Source organism: Paenibacillus sp. FSL M7-0802, assembly GCF_038004945.1.
GTDB lineage: Bacteria > Bacillota > Bacilli > Paenibacillales > Paenibacillaceae > Paenibacillus > Paenibacillus polymyxa_B.
Map to the genome: position 1 here is coordinate 246,413 of NZ_JBBOSD010000001.1, position 18,160 is coordinate 264,572.

The 18,160-nt window shown below is 47.1% G+C and carries 14 protein-coding genes; 2 read left to right on the plus strand and 12 right to left on the minus strand.

The genetic code is table 11. The features are described 5' to 3' along the window. Positions 1 to 6 precede the first annotated feature (6 nt). Together MHB54_RS01440 and MHB54_RS01445 are read left to right on the plus strand one after the other, a co-directional pair. Positions 7 to 984 (plus strand): TIGR03943 family putative permease subunit, encoded by a 978-nt coding sequence (locus MHB54_RS01440; protein ID WP_071558808.1) that lies wholly within the window; start codon positions 7 to 9, stop codon positions 982 to 984. An 18-nt stretch (positions 985 to 1,002) separates the two neighbouring features. Further along, positions 1,003 to 2,106 carry a CobW family GTP-binding protein gene (locus MHB54_RS01445; protein ID WP_034095023.1) on the plus strand — a complete coding sequence of 368 codons (1,104 nt, stop codon included), beginning with the start codon at positions 1,003 to 1,005 and terminating at the stop codon, positions 2,104 to 2,106. A gap of 111 nt (positions 2,107 to 2,217) precedes the next feature. On the opposite strand, the gene MHB54_RS01450 is transcribed toward MHB54_RS01445, so the two are convergent. The 12 genes from MHB54_RS01450 to MHB54_RS01505 all read right to left on the minus strand — a co-directional run bounded on the left by MHB54_RS01450 (position 2,218) and on the right by MHB54_RS01505 (position 18,144). Beyond that, a complete protein-coding gene (locus MHB54_RS01450) occupies positions 2,218 to 2,463 on the minus strand; it encodes a type B 50S ribosomal protein L31 (protein WP_013310118.1) in 246 nt (81 codons plus the stop codon). 17 nt (positions 2,464 to 2,480) lie between these two features. Beyond that, positions 2,481 to 2,951 carry a hypothetical protein gene (locus tag MHB54_RS01455; RefSeq protein WP_023988396.1) on the minus strand — a complete coding sequence of 157 codons (471 nt, stop codon included), beginning with the start codon at positions 2,949 to 2,951 and terminating at the stop codon, positions 2,481 to 2,483. Between the two features lie 95 nt (positions 2,952 to 3,046). Further along, entirely contained in the window at positions 3,047 to 3,196 is a 150-nt protein-coding gene (gene rpmG, locus MHB54_RS01460) for a 50S ribosomal protein L33 (RefSeq protein WP_007430271.1), read from the minus strand. A gap of 68 nt (positions 3,197 to 3,264) precedes the next feature. After that, a complete protein-coding gene (locus MHB54_RS01465) occupies positions 3,265 to 3,834 on the minus strand; it encodes a hypothetical protein (protein WP_023988395.1) in 570 nt (189 codons plus the stop codon). A gap of 80 nt (positions 3,835 to 3,914) precedes the next feature. Further along, a complete protein-coding gene (locus MHB54_RS01470) occupies positions 3,915 to 5,297 on the minus strand; it encodes an MFS transporter (protein ID WP_264453846.1) in 1,383 nt (460 codons plus the stop codon). A gap of 93 nt (positions 5,298 to 5,390) precedes the next feature. Then, the gene (locus MHB54_RS01475) at positions 5,391 to 5,858 is read right to left on the minus strand and encodes a MarR family winged helix-turn-helix transcriptional regulator (protein ID WP_013310113.1); all 468 of its coding nucleotides are present in this window, start codon (positions 5,856 to 5,858) and stop codon (positions 5,391 to 5,393) included. A 231-nt stretch (positions 5,859 to 6,089) separates the two neighbouring features. After that, complete coding sequence (locus MHB54_RS01480) at positions 6,090 to 9,098, minus strand: GAP1-N2 domain-containing protein (RefSeq protein WP_264453847.1); 3,009 nt, start codon at positions 9,096 to 9,098, stop codon at positions 6,090 to 6,092. Then, positions 9,095 to 10,360, minus strand: a complete 1,266-nt coding sequence (locus tag MHB54_RS01485) for a TRAFAC clade GTPase domain-containing protein (RefSeq protein ID WP_023988391.1) — start codon at positions 10,358 to 10,360, stop codon at positions 9,095 to 9,097. The genes MHB54_RS01480 and MHB54_RS01485 overlap by 4 nt, the downstream gene beginning before the upstream one ends. A 16-nt stretch (positions 10,361 to 10,376) precedes the next feature. Then, positions 10,377 to 11,030, minus strand: coding sequence for a beta-mannanase (locus MHB54_RS01490; protein ID WP_071558813.1), 654 nt, complete (start codon positions 11,028 to 11,030; stop codon positions 10,377 to 10,379). Positions 11,031 to 11,048: 18 nt separating this feature from the next. Beyond that, complete coding sequence (locus MHB54_RS01495; protein WP_340981357.1) at positions 11,049 to 12,338, minus strand: vWA domain-containing protein; 1,290 nt, start codon at positions 12,336 to 12,338, stop codon at positions 11,049 to 11,051. Between the two features lie 46 nt (positions 12,339 to 12,384). Beyond that, positions 12,385 to 14,751, minus strand: a complete 2,367-nt coding sequence (locus tag MHB54_RS01500) for a transcription initiation factor TFIID (RefSeq protein ID WP_264453849.1) — start codon at positions 14,749 to 14,751, stop codon at positions 12,385 to 12,387. Between the two features lie 3 nt (positions 14,752 to 14,754). Then, positions 14,755 to 18,144: a tubulin-like doman-containing protein gene (locus MHB54_RS01505; RefSeq protein WP_025724187.1), complete on the minus strand. Its 3,390-nt coding sequence runs from the start codon at positions 18,142 to 18,144 to the stop codon at positions 14,755 to 14,757. Positions 18,145 to 18,160: the final 16 nt, after the last annotated feature.

Consider the following 18,160-nt stretch of genomic DNA (forward strand, 5'->3'; position numbering starts at 1 on the left):
ACAAACGTGAATTCAACCTTTAGCATTCGCTGGCAATACGGCATGCGCTCCTTGCTCCTGATCGGATTGGCTGTGTACATCGTCTCATTAAGCCGCACGAATGCACTTCATTACTACTTGGCTCCCCATATGCAAAAGCTGCTCCTACTCTGTCCTGTACCACTCTTGTTCATCGCATTGGCGATGGCATGGCACGGAATCATCGGGGAGCGGGACGGTGAGGATGTATGTGATTGTGAGCATCCGTTGCCGCAAAGCTGGTTCAAAAAAACACTCGTATATGGAATGCTGCTCATCCCGCTCCTGTTCGGTTCTCTGCTGCCCAATCAGGCACTTGGTAGTGATATGGCCGCCAAAAAAGGCATGTCCTTCACGTATCCCAACCCGGATATCCGACGAAAAACAGATACACAGACCACGAAAGCATCCACCGCCTCCCTTTTATCAACTGCATCTTCCGTCCCAACTTCGTCCCCTCCAGAGGGAAAATGGAGTCAGGAAACGCTGGATAAGCTGTTCGTTCCGCCTGACAAGTACAATGTAGAATTCGCCGAGCTGGCGAAACGCCTGTATCAGCAACCTATCATACAGATCAAGCCTGAGATTTTTTCCGAAACTATTGGAGCCATTGAGTTATATAAACAAGCTTTTGAAGGAAAAAAAGTACAGGTGACTGGCTTTGTCTATAAAGACGACAACCTGCCGGGTAAAGGCCTATTTGCAGTAGGAAGATTCCTCGTCATGTGCTGTACTGCCGATGCCATGCCATTCGGGATCATCGTCCAATCCCAGAAGGCCCCGTCCTTTGACAAGGATACCTGGGTGACCATTGAAGGAACACTGCATGCCACACAAAAGGGCAACGCTCCCGTACTTGAAATTCGATCCGAAAAAATAACCGCTGTCGAGCAGCCAGAATCCCCTTATGTCTATACCCAAGCAGACTCGGTAGCTACCTTTGATCGCTTGAACACAGCACACTAAACCCACCAAGGAGGAAAAATGATGAATAAAGTTCCTGTTATTTTAATCAGTGGTTTTCTTGGAAGTGGCAAAACAACACTGCTTTTGCGCCTATTAGCCCATACTCGTCAAATCCCCCTTCGTGCTGCTGTTTTAATGAACGAAATGGGCGAATATGATGTAGACAGCGCTATAATTTCAGAGGAAATGCCTGACGTAACAGTAGAAGGATTGCTAGAAGGCTGCATTTGTTGCAGCAAAAGAAATGAGCTGGCAGGGGCTCTGCATACCCTGCTCAGCCAGGAGCCAGATCTGATCTTCATGGAAACCACCGGGGTAGCCAACCCCGAACAAGTACTGGAGGAGCTTCGCTCCCCTCTACTGGCAGATCGGCTTTATCTGGTTCATAGCATCAGTGTTGTGGATGCTGAGCTGTTCCATGAATACAACAGCCGCTTTACGGCTGATAAAGAACTGGTTCGCACCCTGCACGGACAGCTGCGCACCGCAGACTTCATTGTGGTGAACAAGACGGATGCAGCAAGCAGCCGTGAAGTGACGAAGGTCGTCAAGAGCATCCGCAAGCTCAACGATACGGCCAAGCTGCAAACTACTGAATATAGCCGGGTCGACCTTGAACCACTACTAGAGCCTGTTCTGGCCTCCGCATCCGTTGCCGCGAAACCTGCACAGACACCTCAACCAGCACCTGCACAGGTCCAGCTCACTGATGCAGATGCACCGTTCGTCCCCATTCCCGTCAAAAGTATCGGAAGCACCAGTAGTGTCTCCAGAAGTACGGCTTTCAAAGTTATTTCGACACACAGTCATAACCACGATCCTAAGCAGCCTCATTCGTTCTCCCGTCTGGAGAGCATAACGCTGCATCAATATTCTCCTCAGCCACTCGAAAAACAACGATTAGAAAACTTTCTAACCGGGTTAGGTTCCTCACTGCTTCGAGCGAAAGGTTATTGCGTACTTCCTCAGGAAGGTACAATGCTTTTGCAATTTTCAGGAAATCACTTGGAGTGGCAGCCTACTGCACTTCCCGTGAGTCAGGGATATGTCACGCTAATTGGGGAGCAGCTCGACAAAGCATCCATTACCGACCAATGGGAACAGTGCTTCCTTTCGCTATAAATGACAGGTCTAGATTAAGACAAAAAAACCTCCTGCATCTGCAGGAGGTTTTTTAAAAAGCGATGTTCACGGATTATTAGCATAATCCATAAACATAACGCTCGACTGTTCTTACTTAAGGTTATATTTTTTGTTAAAGCGATCCACACGGCCACCGATATCCACGTTTCTTTGTTTACCAGTGAAGAACGGGTGGGAAGCGGAGCTAGTATCTACACGGATAACTGGGTATGTGTTGCCATCTTCCCATTCCATCGTTTCTTGCGAATATTTAGTGGAAGCACTCAGGAAAGTAAATCCACAGCTAGGGTCCAAAAAGATAACTTTGTTCAATGTTGGATGAATATCTTTTTTCATTAGTTTCACCTAATCTTTCATATAGTTTTAGTTTCAAACTCAAACGTACTGGCGCAATACTCCATCAGTTGGCAAAAGGAACGGTTATGTCCCAGAAAAAAAGACGACAGATCATAACGGTTGCGCTCAAGCTCGTAAACGACAAGCAAACGATGCCGCATATATCGCATCGCCCATTGCACGAACGCTCCGGATCTTTCGTCAGCCTTCATCGTTATATAAGCATATAGTGAATGGTCCTCCGGCTCGTCCCAAATGCTGACACCAGCACAGGAGAACTCGGTAGCCACGTGCTTTCGATTCAAAAGGCAAAGCGTGCCATGTAGCTCGGCATCTATCATACAGCCTTGAAAAAAAGCCGTTTTCTTAGGTGCAAGCTTTAACTTTGGACGCTCTGTCCACTGGACTAATTCAAGTTTTCGCCGGTTCCATAACGCAGGCTTTTGCAAACTTAACACGATTTCTTCATCGTTAACTGGAGAGATCATGCCGCAGCTCCTTTCATGAAGCCCTATATTCATTAGAATTACAGGCTCCGTTCAGGATGCAGGATCATTCAGGTTGCTATATAGCAAGCCTCAAATTATCTAGTTTCACGATGGATCGTGTACTTTTTCAGACGCGGAGAGTATTTTTTCATTTCAAGACGCTCCGGATGATTTCTTTTGTTCTTGGTTGTTGTATAGTTGCGATCACCGGATTCGGTGCATGCCAAGGTAACAATTACGCGCATTTCTCTTCCTCCTTAATTGGAATACATGGTATACAATTACAATAGTAATTTTTACGATTAGTTCTATTCTATAATTCATGCTCCGCTTTGTCAACCTTAGAGTCACGGTTTGTGGCTTCTTCTACCGTGTTCCAGCGATTACGGTACTGTGCAAGCTTCGGATGAAGTTCCTGGGGTTCGCTCAAAAGCAGCAATCTGACATTTCTAATCCATTCTCCAAACGATGCATAGGAAGCGCACAAATTTGCAGTTTCAGGACTCATGTACAAAAAAAGTGGGGTCGTATACTTTTCCGCCAAAAAACGGATGGCTGCTTCAATCGGCGTATACTTTTTACGCTTACCTTCCCAACTCTCAATCACAACAGCACTCAAAGCCTGCTCTCGCTGCCACTCTCCCAGCTCGTCCACCCGCTTGTAATACGAACGTACCGGCTGCTTCCACATTCTTCTGACGGTTTCTTCATGTAGCGGATACAGCACCAGCTTTGTAAAAGATAATGCAGCCCCCGTTTCGGCAAAAAGCTCCAGCTCTCTGGCTGTAATCTGCTCAAACGTATCATAGTAGACCATGGTCCCTTTATGCGTCTCGATCGGAGGCTCATAACCATAGGGTACATATTGAAGGTTTCTTGTCATGCCGGACACTCCGTCCTTCCATAGATGAACTTTTCCTTCTATATTATACCCTTGTTTTGGCATGAGTTTGCATCAAATGTTTATCCTTGTTCAACAGCAGGCGTATTACGGCGTGACCCCCTTCGGAATTGCAACGCATAAAGTCCCATCGTCACAAGCGCAATCAGTGCAAGCACCGTAAAAATATTGCTAAAATTGAACACCCGCACATTAGATACGACAGGATTCAAATGAAAGGACGACGAACTATCCAGCGTTTTGCCCAAAATACTTGTCGTGATCGCCCCTGCAATGAAATTCAGCAGAGATAACAGCCCCATTCCAACACCAATCTGGTCTTTCGACAAGGTACGAGAAATCGTGTTGGACATGGCAATTTGCATGAAGGTCTGACCTACGTTTCCAAAAATAAGCAAAAATAAAATCAGATACGGAGATGCACCCACAAACGTAGACAAGCTGATAAAACAGATGAACAAAAGCGATACAGCTGTATAGACGAGAAACGAATTTCCTTTACTATCCGCCAAACGCCCCCCTCTTTTACCCAATAGAGCCGAAGCGATAGCAGCCGGAAACATAACCAGTCCAATTATTGCCGGCGTAAGCTGATTGAGACTGTTCAGAAACTGCGGTGCTAAGTACGGCAATCCAAAGCTAATCCCCGTCCCTAAAAAAGCGATAAGCAGCCCGTATGAATATTGCTTGTTACGGAACAGCTTCGGCTGGATGAATGGATCATGCGCAGTGTTAATGCGCCATATAAACAGTGCAAATAACACCATACCGACCAGAAAAAACATCATATTGGTTTGCGAAATCGAAAGTAACAAGAAGGCTACTGTTCCACCCAGCAATAATCCACCAAGAAAATCGAACTTCTGATCCTCTCCACGCTGATCGTCCAAATATTTACGAAAGAACGGCAATGCGATCAGTGGTAGCATGGAAATGACGAACAAAAAACGCCAGCTTGCAAAGCCTGTGATCAAACCGGAAATAATCGGAGCCAGTGCAGTACCTAACGCCAAGCCGATTGCTGTGACGCCCAAAGCACGTCCTCTTTTTTCAGCCGAGAAATAACGGACTGGGACGATCATAGCAGTTGCCGGAATAACTGCAGCCCCTGCAGCCTGAAGCAAACGAGCTACAATGAGCATCCAAAATTGATTGGCCAACAGTCCAATAAGCGAACCCAGTGCAAAAAAGATAATCCCAAACGTCAGCAAATCCTTAAGACGATATTTATCTGCCAATTTGCCGTAGGTCACCGAGCCAACCGCATACACGATCATATAGCCAGTCAGCAGCCAACTTACATCGGAAGCACTAATATGAAACTCCTCCCGAATCACAGGCATAACGACATTAAACATAAAAGCGTTCATCACTGAAAAAACAAGTGTGAAAGCCAACACACGCATAAGCTTATCCGCATTGGGATAAGTTTGTTCATTTATCATTTGGTTTTCTCCCTCTCCTGTAAACCTCTTATCTAAGATCGTATTTCACTGCTTTTGAATATCCCTATCCGGACAAACTCTCTATATATCCGCTCAAACGCGGGTGTTCGCATAACGGTAATCGTGGAGAATTTTTTTAAGCAGGCCGCGCAGCGTCTCCGATTCTCCGACAGATAACGTTTCACCTACCGAGCTTTTAATTGCCTCAATGGTACGTTCAGCTATCTTGTGAATCTCCAAACCTTCCTCAGTCAAATAGATTTGCTTCATTCGTGCATCTTCCGGGTGACTTTTGCGTACTGCCCAGTTTTTCTTAACGATCCCGTTAACCAGGCTGGTAACGCTTGATTTATCAATAAGCAATAGCTTTTCCAAATCCGTATTGGTGACTCCAGGCGACATCGCCAGTATATAGAGCGTCTGCGATTGTGGGGAGGTGAGCCCCAAAGGGCGCAGTGCTGTTTCAATTTCGCGCCGGACGGTAGTGAAAATCCATTTAATTAAATACATCGTACTCTCTTCCTCCCAAGGAAGACAAACGGGATACACCTCACTTCCCATCTCACTACTAACCTCCATAGCTATCTAATTTTAATAGTTTGAATTCCAACTAATTTTAATCAGCTGCCTACTTGGTGTCAATACTTTCGTAAAAAATGATGTTTTATTAGATAAGGTGAATTTCAAATTTTGAATTCATCCTTTATGGAAATATAGGCATAATAAAAGACGAGCCCTTGAAGGAAACCCGTCTTTTACTTCATTCATCATTCATTTCTGTTTTATGATTGCTTAGTCTGCAGTTTTCACTTGAACTAGCGGATATTCTTCTCCATCAACGGTAACCGTACTAGCATCATTCAGCTCCAGCCGTTGCCAAATGGTCAACAGCGTACGATAAGGATACTTCTTCAGATCATACTCCGATGGTGCGTCAGTGTCTGTGTTGGTTCCATTACCACTACCCTCAGTAGAAATCTCTGAAGTCGAGCCTCCGTCCGTATTGTCTGTCACTGTTCCAGACTGATCGCCGCTTTTTCCGCTGGATGTACCACCACGAGCTGTGGAACCACTGTCCGTGGATTGTCCATCTGCTGTCGTGCTTTTTGTAGTGGGATTCCCAATGTTTACGTCACTGGATGTATCATTGTTCGCTTTAATGGCTGCTTCCTTGTCGTTCTGTTCAGCAAGCGTAAAATTTTCGTATAAGTGCTCCTGTTGATCCGCCCCGACAATGACGAGCTTCTTCGGCTTAAATTCTGCCTGCTCTGTCGATGTCTGAAACGCAAATAGCAGCTTGACCATTTTCGTAGTGGACTTGGTATTAGGCACATGTGTCACTATGGCCGTAGGCTCCTCTTTTACGGGCACTGTAGGCTCTACAGGCTGTTGTACAGGCTTCGGGGCAGCAACAGGCGCAGGTGTGTCACCAGATCCGATCACCCCGGTTGCTTTAAGGCCACCTAGCGTACCTGCAATGACAATCAGCACAATCCCGGAAATCACCCCACCTTTACGGAAACGACGAAGTGTTTTGACCAACGGCGTGTCCGTCTCCCGCTTTGCTGCCAAATAGAAATTTTTAAAAGCAGGCTTTGCAGGTTCAAAATATTGACGCCACAGCGTTTTTTTGTGCAATCCCTCTCGTCCTTCCTTTTGGAAGAATAGAAGTAGCGCACGTCGATACGCCGGTTCGAAACCGCCACGTGGAGTAGCAAACTCGGGGTGTTCCTCTGACCATCGGATAAAACGGTACATCGTATCGTTATCCTTCGCCCATTTGCGGATCGAACCGACTAGGCGAGCGAAGTCCAATATTCCTTCTCCCGGCCCGTCAGAACGATAGAAAGCAGGCAACAGACGGGCAAAATGGCCTTCCGCAAGCTGCTGGGGCAGCCAGCCATAAGCCCAATCCTGTACCTTTTCTACTTCGCCAGGCTCCAGGCCGTCCAGCACCGCCGGTTCCGGTTCCTCCGTATTAAACCAATCGTAAGCCGCAATCAATCGCACTGCTTGTCCCTTGAGAGGAGCAGGCAGCTTTCCAACCCACTGCACCAAATCGGGCCGTGTGAAAAAGGGAATCTGTACGACCTGATCGGGTGATATTTCTTTTAGCTCTACTTCGGTAAGTAAATACCGATCCGACGCTTCCTGCAAGCGCTCTGTCAATCCAGATTGCTCCAGCGGGGACAGTTTGCCTACGGCAGAGCTGCTGTCCCATTGACGCAAGCGTTGGTGAATGGCAGCCACAGCCTCTACTGGTTTTCTTTCGGCACGCAGTCTGCCCATCAGCGCAGATTCTGCCAAAAGCTGAAAATCTACATTCGCCGACACTTCGATATACCGACTGCCCCATTCGTGCACAACAGCCAGCAGTCCCTTGGCATCCGGTGTTCTTTTCATCTGACTGTCCATGTAGGGAATGAACAGCATTTTTGTAAGTGCTGGATTACCCAACACTTTCGTAAAATATGCCTTGCCTAATGATGGATTTTCTTCAATCGTATGATAAATATACGTAACTGCTTCCGTATTTCTGGCAGTATAAGCATTGTTTAGCGAACGGATTAAATATTCCACCAACCGATTTTCGCTGCTGCGTGCATGAACTTTATAATAGTCCTTGAAACTATCGACCAGACCTACGTCTGGAATATATCCATCCTTCACCCGATCAAATTCATGATCAAAAAACGACAGAAACAGATCATTCAGCCTCATTTTACGTGGCAGCGCATCGGGTGGCGATAAATAATCAGTCAAGCTTCGTAACACAGCGATTCGTTGTTCGTTGTATAATGCCCGCTCTCCCTGCTCAATTCTGTACAACGTAATGAGCTCATGATAGCTGGATGGCGTCAAATCACGCCCGGCCTCCATACCTGTCAGCATTTGCTCGGCAAATTTGAAGAAATCGTCCGGCGTCTCACCATTCAGCAACGTACGAACAATCCAGTCAAAATACGGCTGTCTCACCTGCTCTGCATCCACATTAAGTATTCGACTATGGTTAGACAGGTCAAATACAAAGTCCTTTTCCACATTCCGATCACCGGGACGCAAACTAAAAGGCTCAACGAACATCAAGTGAATGCCTTTTCTGCTGTTCGGTTCCTGTGCATATGTAAGAAATCCGAGTCTGTTACGAAATGCATAAGGCAGTGCCGCATACAGCACACCCAGTAGCTGCTTGGCTGAAGATCCGACCGCTTCTACAGGAACATTCAGCGCTACATATACCTTTTTGCGACCTGCTGCGGACATCATGACTGCGTATAAAAGCTGTTTGAACACTTCTTCGCTCAGCTGTAATTGAGTCAGCACTGTAGACGGGTCAACAGCCGGAAATACACTTCCACCCGGTAGACGCTCCAATTCCGGCAAATCCGTTCCCTGCTCAATATCATAGGTATCAACAAAGGATGTGTTCAGCCACTGCTTATAGTCAGACGGAGATTCACCATGTCCGGCTGGAATCACATAGTTGTGCGTGAAAAAGGCGCTCCGCAGCCCAGTAAAATCCGCGGCCTTATAAATACTGCGGCCAAGCACTACATCCCCGGACTCCGTCCGTACCAGATGTATAGCTTCCGGATAGACGCTTTCCTGTTTCTCACCACGCGCCGTCAAAGCAGCAGGCGCATCATATACACATAAGGGATGGAGCACCTTTTTAATAAAAGAAGCATCCAATCCTTTGGAATTAGCCACTGTATCGAAGCCTTCCGTAGAACGGAAAATACCACGCCGTTCCCGTGTGTACATCTGCTGTTGTATTAAATGAGAGGTAGAATAACTCACTGTGATTCTCTCCCCTCAATGTACTTCAACTTATAAAGCAGCCAAATGAATGGCTCATCCACACGGATCGGACTAACCAACCCTTGCAGCTTTTGCTCCACCGGATTGCTACCCAGCGCGGAAACTGCGAAATAGGCCGTATCCGTAAAATATACATCCATCGTGCCCTTGAACGGCTTATCCACCTTTTCGATGAAGCGTCGAACTTCGCCATCAATGTTCGCGAACTCATCCAAATCCATATATTTGCGATGCTCCATCGGATTAAAAATATTGCTGTTCGTCTTGATGTATGTGCCTTCTTCATCTGCCAACGCAGTAAGCATATCACTTTTGGTCAGGACGACAGCGGTCGGAATATCCGTTTTCCCTTTTTCCTGATAAGCGATAAAATCACCGAACATCGTAAGTACGACATCACGCGGTTCATCGTATTGCGAGACCCATTCACCCGGCTTATCGCCAAGGTTAATCTTAATGCGCTCCCGAATAGAGCGGATTTGCAGTGGATCGACCATAAAGAGAATACCTGCAGAATTCTTAATATGCTGTCCATGCAGTCCCAGATAGTCCTGATCTACCATTCCCTCACCGGCGACATCAAAAAATACCAGCGTCAGTGGCGGCTTTTCCTCATCCTTAAATACAAACTGGAAGATAAAAGGCTCCTGCATCTTTTCTTTTTGTGTCGATGTAAGCAGATCCCCTCGTTCAAATAGGGGTTCCTCATACATGGTGCGGAACTTTCGGCTGATCTCTGCATTGAGCGGCATGCAAGCCGCGTCAAAATGATCGGCCGTAACATGCTGCAACGTGTGAATCAGTGAGGTCATATAAACAGATTTCCCCGCCTGCGAAGCTCCAATGATCGAAATGATATTGCTAGGCACCTTACCCGCGGTCACGGGCAGTTCGTTATGGCAGTGCGGGCACAGTCGGTGACGCGTCAGCTCGCCATAACGGTCCGTCAGTCCTGTCAGTACATGATCAGAATACAATCGATGTTCCTCAGGGACATCATGGGGATGCAAAATCGCCTCCATATCATGCACACTGTCCAAACCAAAACGCTCCCGATATTTGTTCAACAGCTCATCTTCACCCAAAGCGTAGTCCTCGTCATCTTCACGGTGATGAGAAGCACGGAATACCACTTCCTCCGGGGAAAATTTACTAAAGCAATAAGGGCACACAATATCATAAAATAACGGCCTTGGCGCTGCCTGTGGCTTTCTTCTGAATAAATTGCTAAGAAAACTCATCGGTTGCGGCCTCCTTTCATTCAGGGACTAATTCATATACCGTGCCATATTTCTGGCCATCCGTAAAAAACAGCCGCACATATTCATCTCCCCCCACTTCAACAGCGGGTAAAACATTCCGTCCCGCGGCAAAAGGTGCCGTGAACGGATACAAGGTTCCATCGTCCCGGTCTGCTGGATAACCCCCGCGCTTCTTCACGTAGCAAAGCGCCTCTTGCGGGACAGGAACTTCGGCTGTCACCTGAATCTGGACGGTTTTGCGGCTGCGAAACCAGCTTTTTTTATGGTGAACTGCATATCTGATTTTAGCCCTCCCCGTGCTCAACTCCAGTTGGTTGGCTCCGTCTTGCTGACGGATCACGTAAGTGTCTCCATCCTCCCGAACAGCTGGATATACGATATACCGCACGCGTCCAATGCCTTCAATTCGGTCACGATAGCTGCCAGCAGCCTTATACTCCTCGCGTGTAAAAAGTTTTAGGCTTGAAAAAGGCGGTAAAACTTCACCTTCATTTTGCCCATTCACACCTGCATCGGCTGATTGTTTCGCAATATATACCACGGCTGCGCCCTCAGGCCACTGCCAGCGTAACACAACCCGGTTGTCATCAATTTTGTGGCTCAGCTCCGAAATAATAGGATCACCGGGCTGTGCTTCCCTATACTGCATAAGTTCCAGCCTCCCGTTCTAAAATCCACTGCTGCGTCGATTGCGCGTCGGGGCTTCCGGTGCCCCTCTCCGGCGTCCTGATGGCGCACCCTGACTTCCTCCACCGGAAGATCGGCGAGTATTTTCCGCAATCGGCAGAACAAGCGAAAAGACAGCAATAAGGGCTGCCAGTACGAGCGCTGCCACCAAACGAATCATCAAGTCGCCTATAGGCGAGCCAGATAGTCCCTTTTCCAAAATAAAACCAGCGAGCAAGCCTGCCGGGACTCCTCCAATCGCAAAATTCCGTGCGAGAAAACGGTTATCGAACATCAGCCCAAGAGCCAATCCCAATAAAGCGCCGATAATGACCAGCGCCGTTACGCGATAAATGGCAAAATACAGACTGTCGGCATACTCACCTGTCCGCTCCGTTACCAGTGTGCGATCACCGATTTTGTTATATATTTTTCCGAACGCCTGAGTAAGTCCTTGGGCATTGGCTACATTAGAATAAGTTCCGCCCGTCAGGTCAGCAATATTTTGCAATAAGGCTATACCATCCGACTCTGCCAGTTTCAGCCCGATCGTATTAATCGGAATCTGGCGGGCGATATAAGGAGCCAATGCTGTCTGGGTATCCAGATCGCTAAAGCCATCAGAGAGCATGATAACGAGAGAACCTTTTTCTGCATTACCTTGGGTTTCAATCTCTTTGATCGTCTCGTCCAAAGCAAGCCCGATCTCTGTACCGCCTGACATTATAGTCTGCATACTATCGATTTTGGAATAAACCGCTTGCTTCTCTGCATCTGTGCCAATGGGAGTAAATGGCTGAACCAACTGCGCAGCAGATTCAAATGAAACAATGGCTACCCGCTTGTCTCCATCCATTTGGCCAATCAGACTCTTGGCAGCCGTTAGGCGCTCATTATCGGGATCTGTTTGCTGCATACTCCCGGAATTATCAATCACAAGCACGAGGTTCTGTACGCTCTTGCGCCCTTCAGGGTTAACCTGATAGCCCAACTCCAATAGCAGACCTGCCACGAACAACATCACTAGTGTAGCAGGCACCAGTAACTTCCAGGATAACCCGGAGTAGCGCTGCCGCCATGAATGCCCATTTAACTGTGGCGAAATTAGTTCGCCAATCAGACAACCTAGGCCAATGCACAGTGCCATGATGCCAAAATACAGCCCAATCACGACGATATGCGGCCAGTGCCCTATCAATTTGTGAAGAATAAGCTCTCCCAAGATGAAGCCTACTACAGCACCCAACAAGCCGAACAGTAATAGGAGAACGTTAAATTTACGTTGCTTCATAAGAATCGTTGCTTCCTTCCATCATTAAAGTAGGATTAATATGTGGCTACCGCAATTCCGGCAACCGGTCCACGTCGATTCCGTGAAACACGAAACCATTCGCAGTATATGTCTCATAATACGTTTTGCCGTTGCGGTAAACCATCAGATCCTCCAGATGGAAGCCGCCCATCAAATGCAGCTTTTCCACCCCGCTGCTGCGACGCTCATGTACAAAACCCAGCTTGTAAATACGCGAAGTAATGTCCACATCCATCGCATAAGGAAGAAATTCGCCTTCGTAGTCACCAAAGAAGTACTTTTCTTCATACCGATGCTCATGGGTATAGTCGAGCAAACGTACGTTAATTCCACCATGTTCCTCTAACGTTTGATACAGTTTCTTAAACAGCTCATCCTTCGGAACGACCAGCCGATTTTCATATGCAGCAGCTACATTGGCACGCCGCAATAATTCTTCTTCGAAGGTCTGATTAAACGGCTGTGAACTGAGAATCAAGGTTCGACAGGTCTGCGTAAGTCGATCCACCAATGCGGACAGGCCCCCGTCCAGCAATCCGGATACAGGCCCCATATGCCGGGTATCAAAGAATATAGATTTTCCCCGCTTGCTCTCCAGCTCACGCATGACATCCTCCGTCACACGCTCGTAATACTCGAACAGGTTTTGACCTGTGTAACTATCAGCCTGCCGAATACTATCCGTTGCAGCTTGATGCAGTTCACGCTCCAGGCTGGAAAGCTGTACTGTAATATGCTTCGCCTGTGCATGCCATTTTTCTAGTGCCAGTTCATAGCGACGAAGCAGCTCCAAATCGGCTTGAATTCGCAGCATGTGCAGTTTGTGCCCGTAAACCGTCTCGGTCAGGTAACGAATCAAGCTGCGCACATTATGCTTATCCATGAGTGGCAGTCGTTGAAAAGGCTGGTCCTCCACCTGACCGCTATACAGGGTGTCCAGTTCAGCGGTACTAATCTGCAAGTCATTGGACGTATCCCGAATCAGCCCCCGAATGGCCGTAAGCACATTTCCTGTTTTATTTTCATCCGTCCAGTCTGTCAACTCGAATAAGCCGATTTCAGGATATTCCTTGGAAGCTGCACCCACAGCCATCTGCAAACCTGATTCCGCCTGAAAGTCTCCCAACCGTTTGTGTACAATCCGTTCACAGTTATCGCGGAAAAAGGCTTCGCAGCCCTGACCGAACAAGGCTTCCTCCGCCTCACGTAATGTCATTCGCTTCAAGGAGCCGTAGCTGGCTCCGCTGGTCATCAGTGCGCTCATGTCCGTGATCGCCTCATTACCAGGAACGAGATCATTTCGCGTGCGACCGCGCTCAGCAGCATCTAAACCAAAATAATTCAGCTTATCGCGTATGTCCCACTCCTGCTCTGTTCTCATACGCTCTAGCAGCTTTACATAAAAGTGATACAGCACCGTGAGTGCGATTGACTGGTTAGGGCGGTTGACTCGGGAAAATCCAGCCGACACATAACCCTGCCGCCCGGATTCCGTCATGATGTTGTTTTTAAACGATGTATTGTTGTATCCCCCATCCTGTGACCGATAGGAATCTCCTGCCTGATAGCGGTTTTTAAGAAGCTGAATGTGGCAAATGATGTCACAGCTTTCTCGCAGGCTATTCGGCACCGTTACGCCGCGTTCGTTCTTGTCGGACAGCACATAGACGAGATCGAACAACGGTGATGGAGCATGGGATACTGGAATGGTCAATTTGTCCTCGGTCATATGAAGCGGTGCCGTAAACGTATACTCTGGACTCTGGATATAGTCCAGCTCCCGCATGAAAGCCACGGACGTTGCACTACTGTAGCCGAATTGGACAGCCTGATCGCTTTCATTCACCAACACATACAGATCCATTTGTACCGATTTAAAAGACTGCGCAAAAATATACTCCGCCAACAGCGTAATTTCAGGGATTAATACGTTCATGGGGTCATCCGCTGTCGTCAAAATCGACAAATGGACACGCTCGAACGAAGAATACAACCGACCGTAATCTGCCAGATGTCCACTAGCCCGGCGCAACGCGGTGTTAAGCTCAATTAGCTGCGATTCATGTGTATAAAAAGCCTGGTGCAAGTCACGGCGTATCGTTTGGTGGCCACTTTCCTCCGGTACCGCTATCGTATGAACAATAGCATCCACCGAACGATCTACAGCCGCATGTTCTTCCTGCGAGCGGATCTGAATATACGTTACTCCCGTGCTGTTATCCCACTTGGTCCGGTTGATATCTGCAATGGTGTTCATCACTGGGTTCATGCGATCACCGATAAAAAGAAACACGGACGGGAAATGGATGCTACTGCGTCCATCCCCGCTTCCGATTAATTGGTCCTCTGCGGCTGCATAGTCAGCCGCATAACGTAACAGCTGTTCTCTCATACTTTACTTCAACTTTCTGCGGATGTCGTTTAATTTTCCAGCCATTTGAGCATAGAATGCATAAAGTTCCGCTCCGTTAGCCAGCTCCACCTTTTCATATTCCAATTGATTGCGGGCCTCAGTGTAAGTTGCAGCCAGTTCATCCAGCTTCGCCAGCAATGGTGTAATATCCTCAGATGAAGTCAATACAGCATCACGGCGATCCGCCTTGCGCATTAGAGCAGCAAATTTCTTTTCTTCCAAACCACGGAAGTTTGTAAACACTTCAAACTCCACATAATTACGGCTCTTCATGACATTGGCAAATGGCTCCCAAGCCTCTTCCTCTTCGTCGCGATCATAGACGTACAAAGCACCCTTTTTCGTAATCGTGTCCGTATAGAGTGCCTGAATGAACTGATCCAGCCATTTTTCTTCATCCTGATATTTGCCCAGCAAAGCTTCCAATTCAGCAGCTTTCGCTTCAATTTGTGTATATTTCGCCAGTTCTTCACGAACCACCTGTGTTAATTCTGGTGAACGGATCAGGTTTTCCTTCGCCATCTCTTCATTGATGCTGCCAAAGATGTCCTTGCTTCCGGCCTGCTCCAGCCCTTCAGCCAGCAGACGTTTCAACTCAGACCATGCTCTTTTCACCTCACCCAAATTCGGCTTGGATTCCTGCAAGCGCATATCGTAGCCTGCCAGCATCGCATTCAGATCTAGCGCATGTGAACGGATTACAGTGAAGCGGCTGCTCGTATTCTGATCGACATCCTTTTCCCGAATCACGCCAAGTGACTTGGCACGGTCAAAATCATTACGAATGCGGGCATTGTAAGCTTGCACACGCGAATTGACGTAAGTTTCGCCCCATGACTTTTCAGGAATCGGCGACGGCAGATTAGTCCAATTGTTCTGACCTGTTTGCACCAGATGACGGCCAATACCTTCGCGGTCAAGAATCGTTTTTTCATAGCTTTCTTCATACACTTTGAGCGGCGTATATACAAACAGAGGAACACCATTACGCGTATTGAGCCAGAAAATCCGGTTACGAACTTCACTCTCTTTAATAGTAAAATGTGATTTGCCAATTGCATTATTTTGATAATTGCGAACGCCTTTCAGGATATTAGGCGACTGTACAGGTACTGAAACGAATCCCCATGATGGGAAGTACAAGTTGCCAGAGCTATTGCTCAGATGGAACACAGGTACAGCTTCCTCATCCAGTTTACTCGCAATGTAGCGCTCCACAAATTTTTCAATGGCTTCATCTTGCCCGTATTTCATGACGAGGAAATCCTCCATGGAACGGGTAATGAGATCACCGAACTTATCAGTCAAGAAATTGGAGATTGAGCTGATGATGTCCATATCCTGATCCTTCACCCATTGATCTGAATTTTCGAGCAATTCTTGGGCAAAATCACGAATCAAATCATCACCGTTGCGGTTGTCCAGCAGCTTGGTCACAACTTCAGAAATATCCGGTACACTTACCAGATTCCAATAGTACGTTTTATTACCTTTGTGATCGGACTGTTCCTCGCCGTTAATCAGCAGATCGCCATTCTTCTCGAAAATTGCGCTCAATGCGTTCAAAATTTCAGTAAATACATTATAAATGCGGCTATTTTCCTTGTTCAACAGGTCATACAGGTCTTCATAAAATTCAATGAGCTGCTCTGTACGTTCCACATCAGCCCGCAGCCAATATTCGTTAATTTTCGCTTCAATGTACGCATTTTTCTTTTTATCCTTGGACACAAACGCGCTCTTGGCATCGCCCAGCTTTTCGTTCGCCTGCTCACGCGCCCATTCAATGTCCGTTGGAATACGGTGCAGTGATTCACGCAACGTCTCAACATATGACAGCAGCATTTTCAGCAAGCTAAATCCTTTTTCAGTATAAATCATGCGGGATACATAAAACGGCCCTTGCTCAGGATGCAGAAACATCCGGCGGATTTGGTCCGTAAACTGTCCTGTAATTTCGCCAGGAAGCTGTTTCTTCGCTTTGATATACTCTTCGCGGGCACGCGTCAGGAACGTTTGCTCCAGCTCGGTGTCCATATTGACAACTTGCATTTTAACAACATTGCTATAACTCAACCGTTCACTGTTTTCAAAGCCCGGAAGCGGCTCAGGTACACGGGATTCAAAGTTTTTGATCATGCTATCCAGATCCACGCCCAGCTTGCGGGCAAACTTCTCTACATCCTCTTGATTTGGCGATTGCTCAAACATTTTGGACATTTTGCCAAACATTCGATAGGCCAGATATGTCGTCATTTCCTCCATTGGCAGTACCGCCGAGGAAGCCCCGATAATATTGTAATCGTAGTTTGCCGGATAGGCCTTATTCATTTGTGCGATGTTGGTACGGATATTGCTGATATAGTCATGAATGGCAAACTCTTCACCTGACTGTTTTTCCTCACTCGCCATAAAGTTGGTGATGTTCTCGGCGGTGACATTCATGCAGTAATCATAAGCATTTTCCAACAGCTTGCCTTCCGTATTCGTGGCCGAAATGAGATGACACAGATTAAACGGCGGAAGCGGCGAGTTCACGGTCAAAATATTTCCGTACTGCTGTTTAAAGCGTTCACCACGGCTGTCTACATTCATCCAATAGTCCAGCTCTTTCAGTGCAGCATAGCCGTTCTTTTTAATATATTCACGTGTATGCTCGCTCAGGCTTTTGTTCGCTAAATTAATATCCGGTGTAAACAGATAACCTAATGTATTTACACGGTCTACACCTGCAGAGCCATAGTCACGCTCAATAATTCCTCGGACGATATATGAGATATCGAGGAAAGTACCGCTTCCTGTACCGCCGGACAAACCGGACAGCAGGAACACCATAAGCTTCTTGTTGGTGCCTTCAGACAAGGTTTTGATTTTTTTGTCAATGCTTTGTACGACCTGATTGATTTTGGTGAACAACAGCAATCGTCCTGCCTGACGTACCCCTGCCGCCCCATTCATACCATCGGTAATGCTCAGCTCTGGAGACAGCCAATCGGTAATGTACGGCTCAAGAATGCTGCGGTTTTGCAGCAATCCGCCGATTTCCGCATTGGATAGCAGTACAAACTCATTGATGGGGTCCAAACCAATCCCCTTGTATTTTTTGTTGCGGTCTTGTTCATTCGTTTCAAAAGCGAGAAATTCCACATTGTCCGGTTTATCGCTCTTTTTCTTGGAGATCGGATCTGCTGGAAGCTTGAATCTGCGGTTAATTTGATATTTCAAGCGGAGAAGGGCATCAATTCCCGTGCCTCCGAGTCCGATAATTAAAATAGGATTATCAATAGTATCAACTCTGATCTTATCGCTTACGATCCCCCCGCCGAGTGATACGTCTAATTGTTGGATATGCTCTCTAACTACTGGTTTCATAGATATGACCTCCTAA

What these genes read in the sequence shown, in the direction of transcription:
- MHB54_RS01445 (WP_034095023.1), top strand. Translation starts at nt 1,003, where the DNA reads ATGATGAATAAAGTTCCTGTTATTTTAATCAGTGGTTTTCTTGGAAGT.
- MHB54_RS01450 (WP_013310118.1), bottom strand. Translation starts at nt 2,463, where the DNA reads ATGAAAAAAGATATTCATCCAACATTGAACAAAGTTATCTTTTTGGAC.
- MHB54_RS01455 (WP_023988396.1), bottom strand. Translation starts at nt 2,951, where the DNA reads ATGATCTCTCCAGTTAACGATGAAGAAATCGTGTTAAGTTTGCAAAAG.
- rpmG (WP_007430271.1), bottom strand. Translation starts at nt 3,196, where the DNA reads ATGCGCGTAATTGTTACCTTGGCATGCACCGAATCCGGTGATCGCAAC.
- MHB54_RS01465 (WP_023988395.1), bottom strand. Translation starts at nt 3,834, where the DNA reads ATGACAAGAAACCTTCAATATGTACCCTATGGTTATGAGCCTCCGATC.
- MHB54_RS01470 (WP_264453846.1), bottom strand. Translation starts at nt 5,297, where the DNA reads ATGATAAATGAACAAACTTATCCCAATGCGGATAAGCTTATGCGTGTG.
- MHB54_RS01475 (WP_013310113.1), bottom strand. Translation starts at nt 5,858, where the DNA reads ATGGGAAGTGAGGTGTATCCCGTTTGTCTTCCTTGGGAGGAAGAGAGT.
- MHB54_RS01485 (WP_023988391.1), bottom strand. Translation starts at nt 10,360, where the DNA reads ATGAGTTTTCTTAGCAATTTATTCAGAAGAAAGCCACAGGCAGCGCCA.
- MHB54_RS01490 (WP_071558813.1), bottom strand. Translation starts at nt 11,030, where the DNA reads ATGCAGTATAGGGAAGCACAGCCCGGTGATCCTATTATTTCGGAGCTG.
- MHB54_RS01495 (WP_340981357.1), bottom strand. Translation starts at nt 12,338, where the DNA reads ATGAAGCAACGTAAATTTAACGTTCTCCTATTACTGTTCGGCTTGTTG.
- MHB54_RS01500 (WP_264453849.1), bottom strand. Translation starts at nt 14,751, where the DNA reads ATGAGAGAACAGCTGTTACGTTATGCGGCTGACTATGCAGCCGCAGAG.
- MHB54_RS01505 (WP_025724187.1), bottom strand. Translation starts at nt 18,144, where the DNA reads ATGAAACCAGTAGTTAGAGAGCATATCCAACAATTAGACGTATCACTC.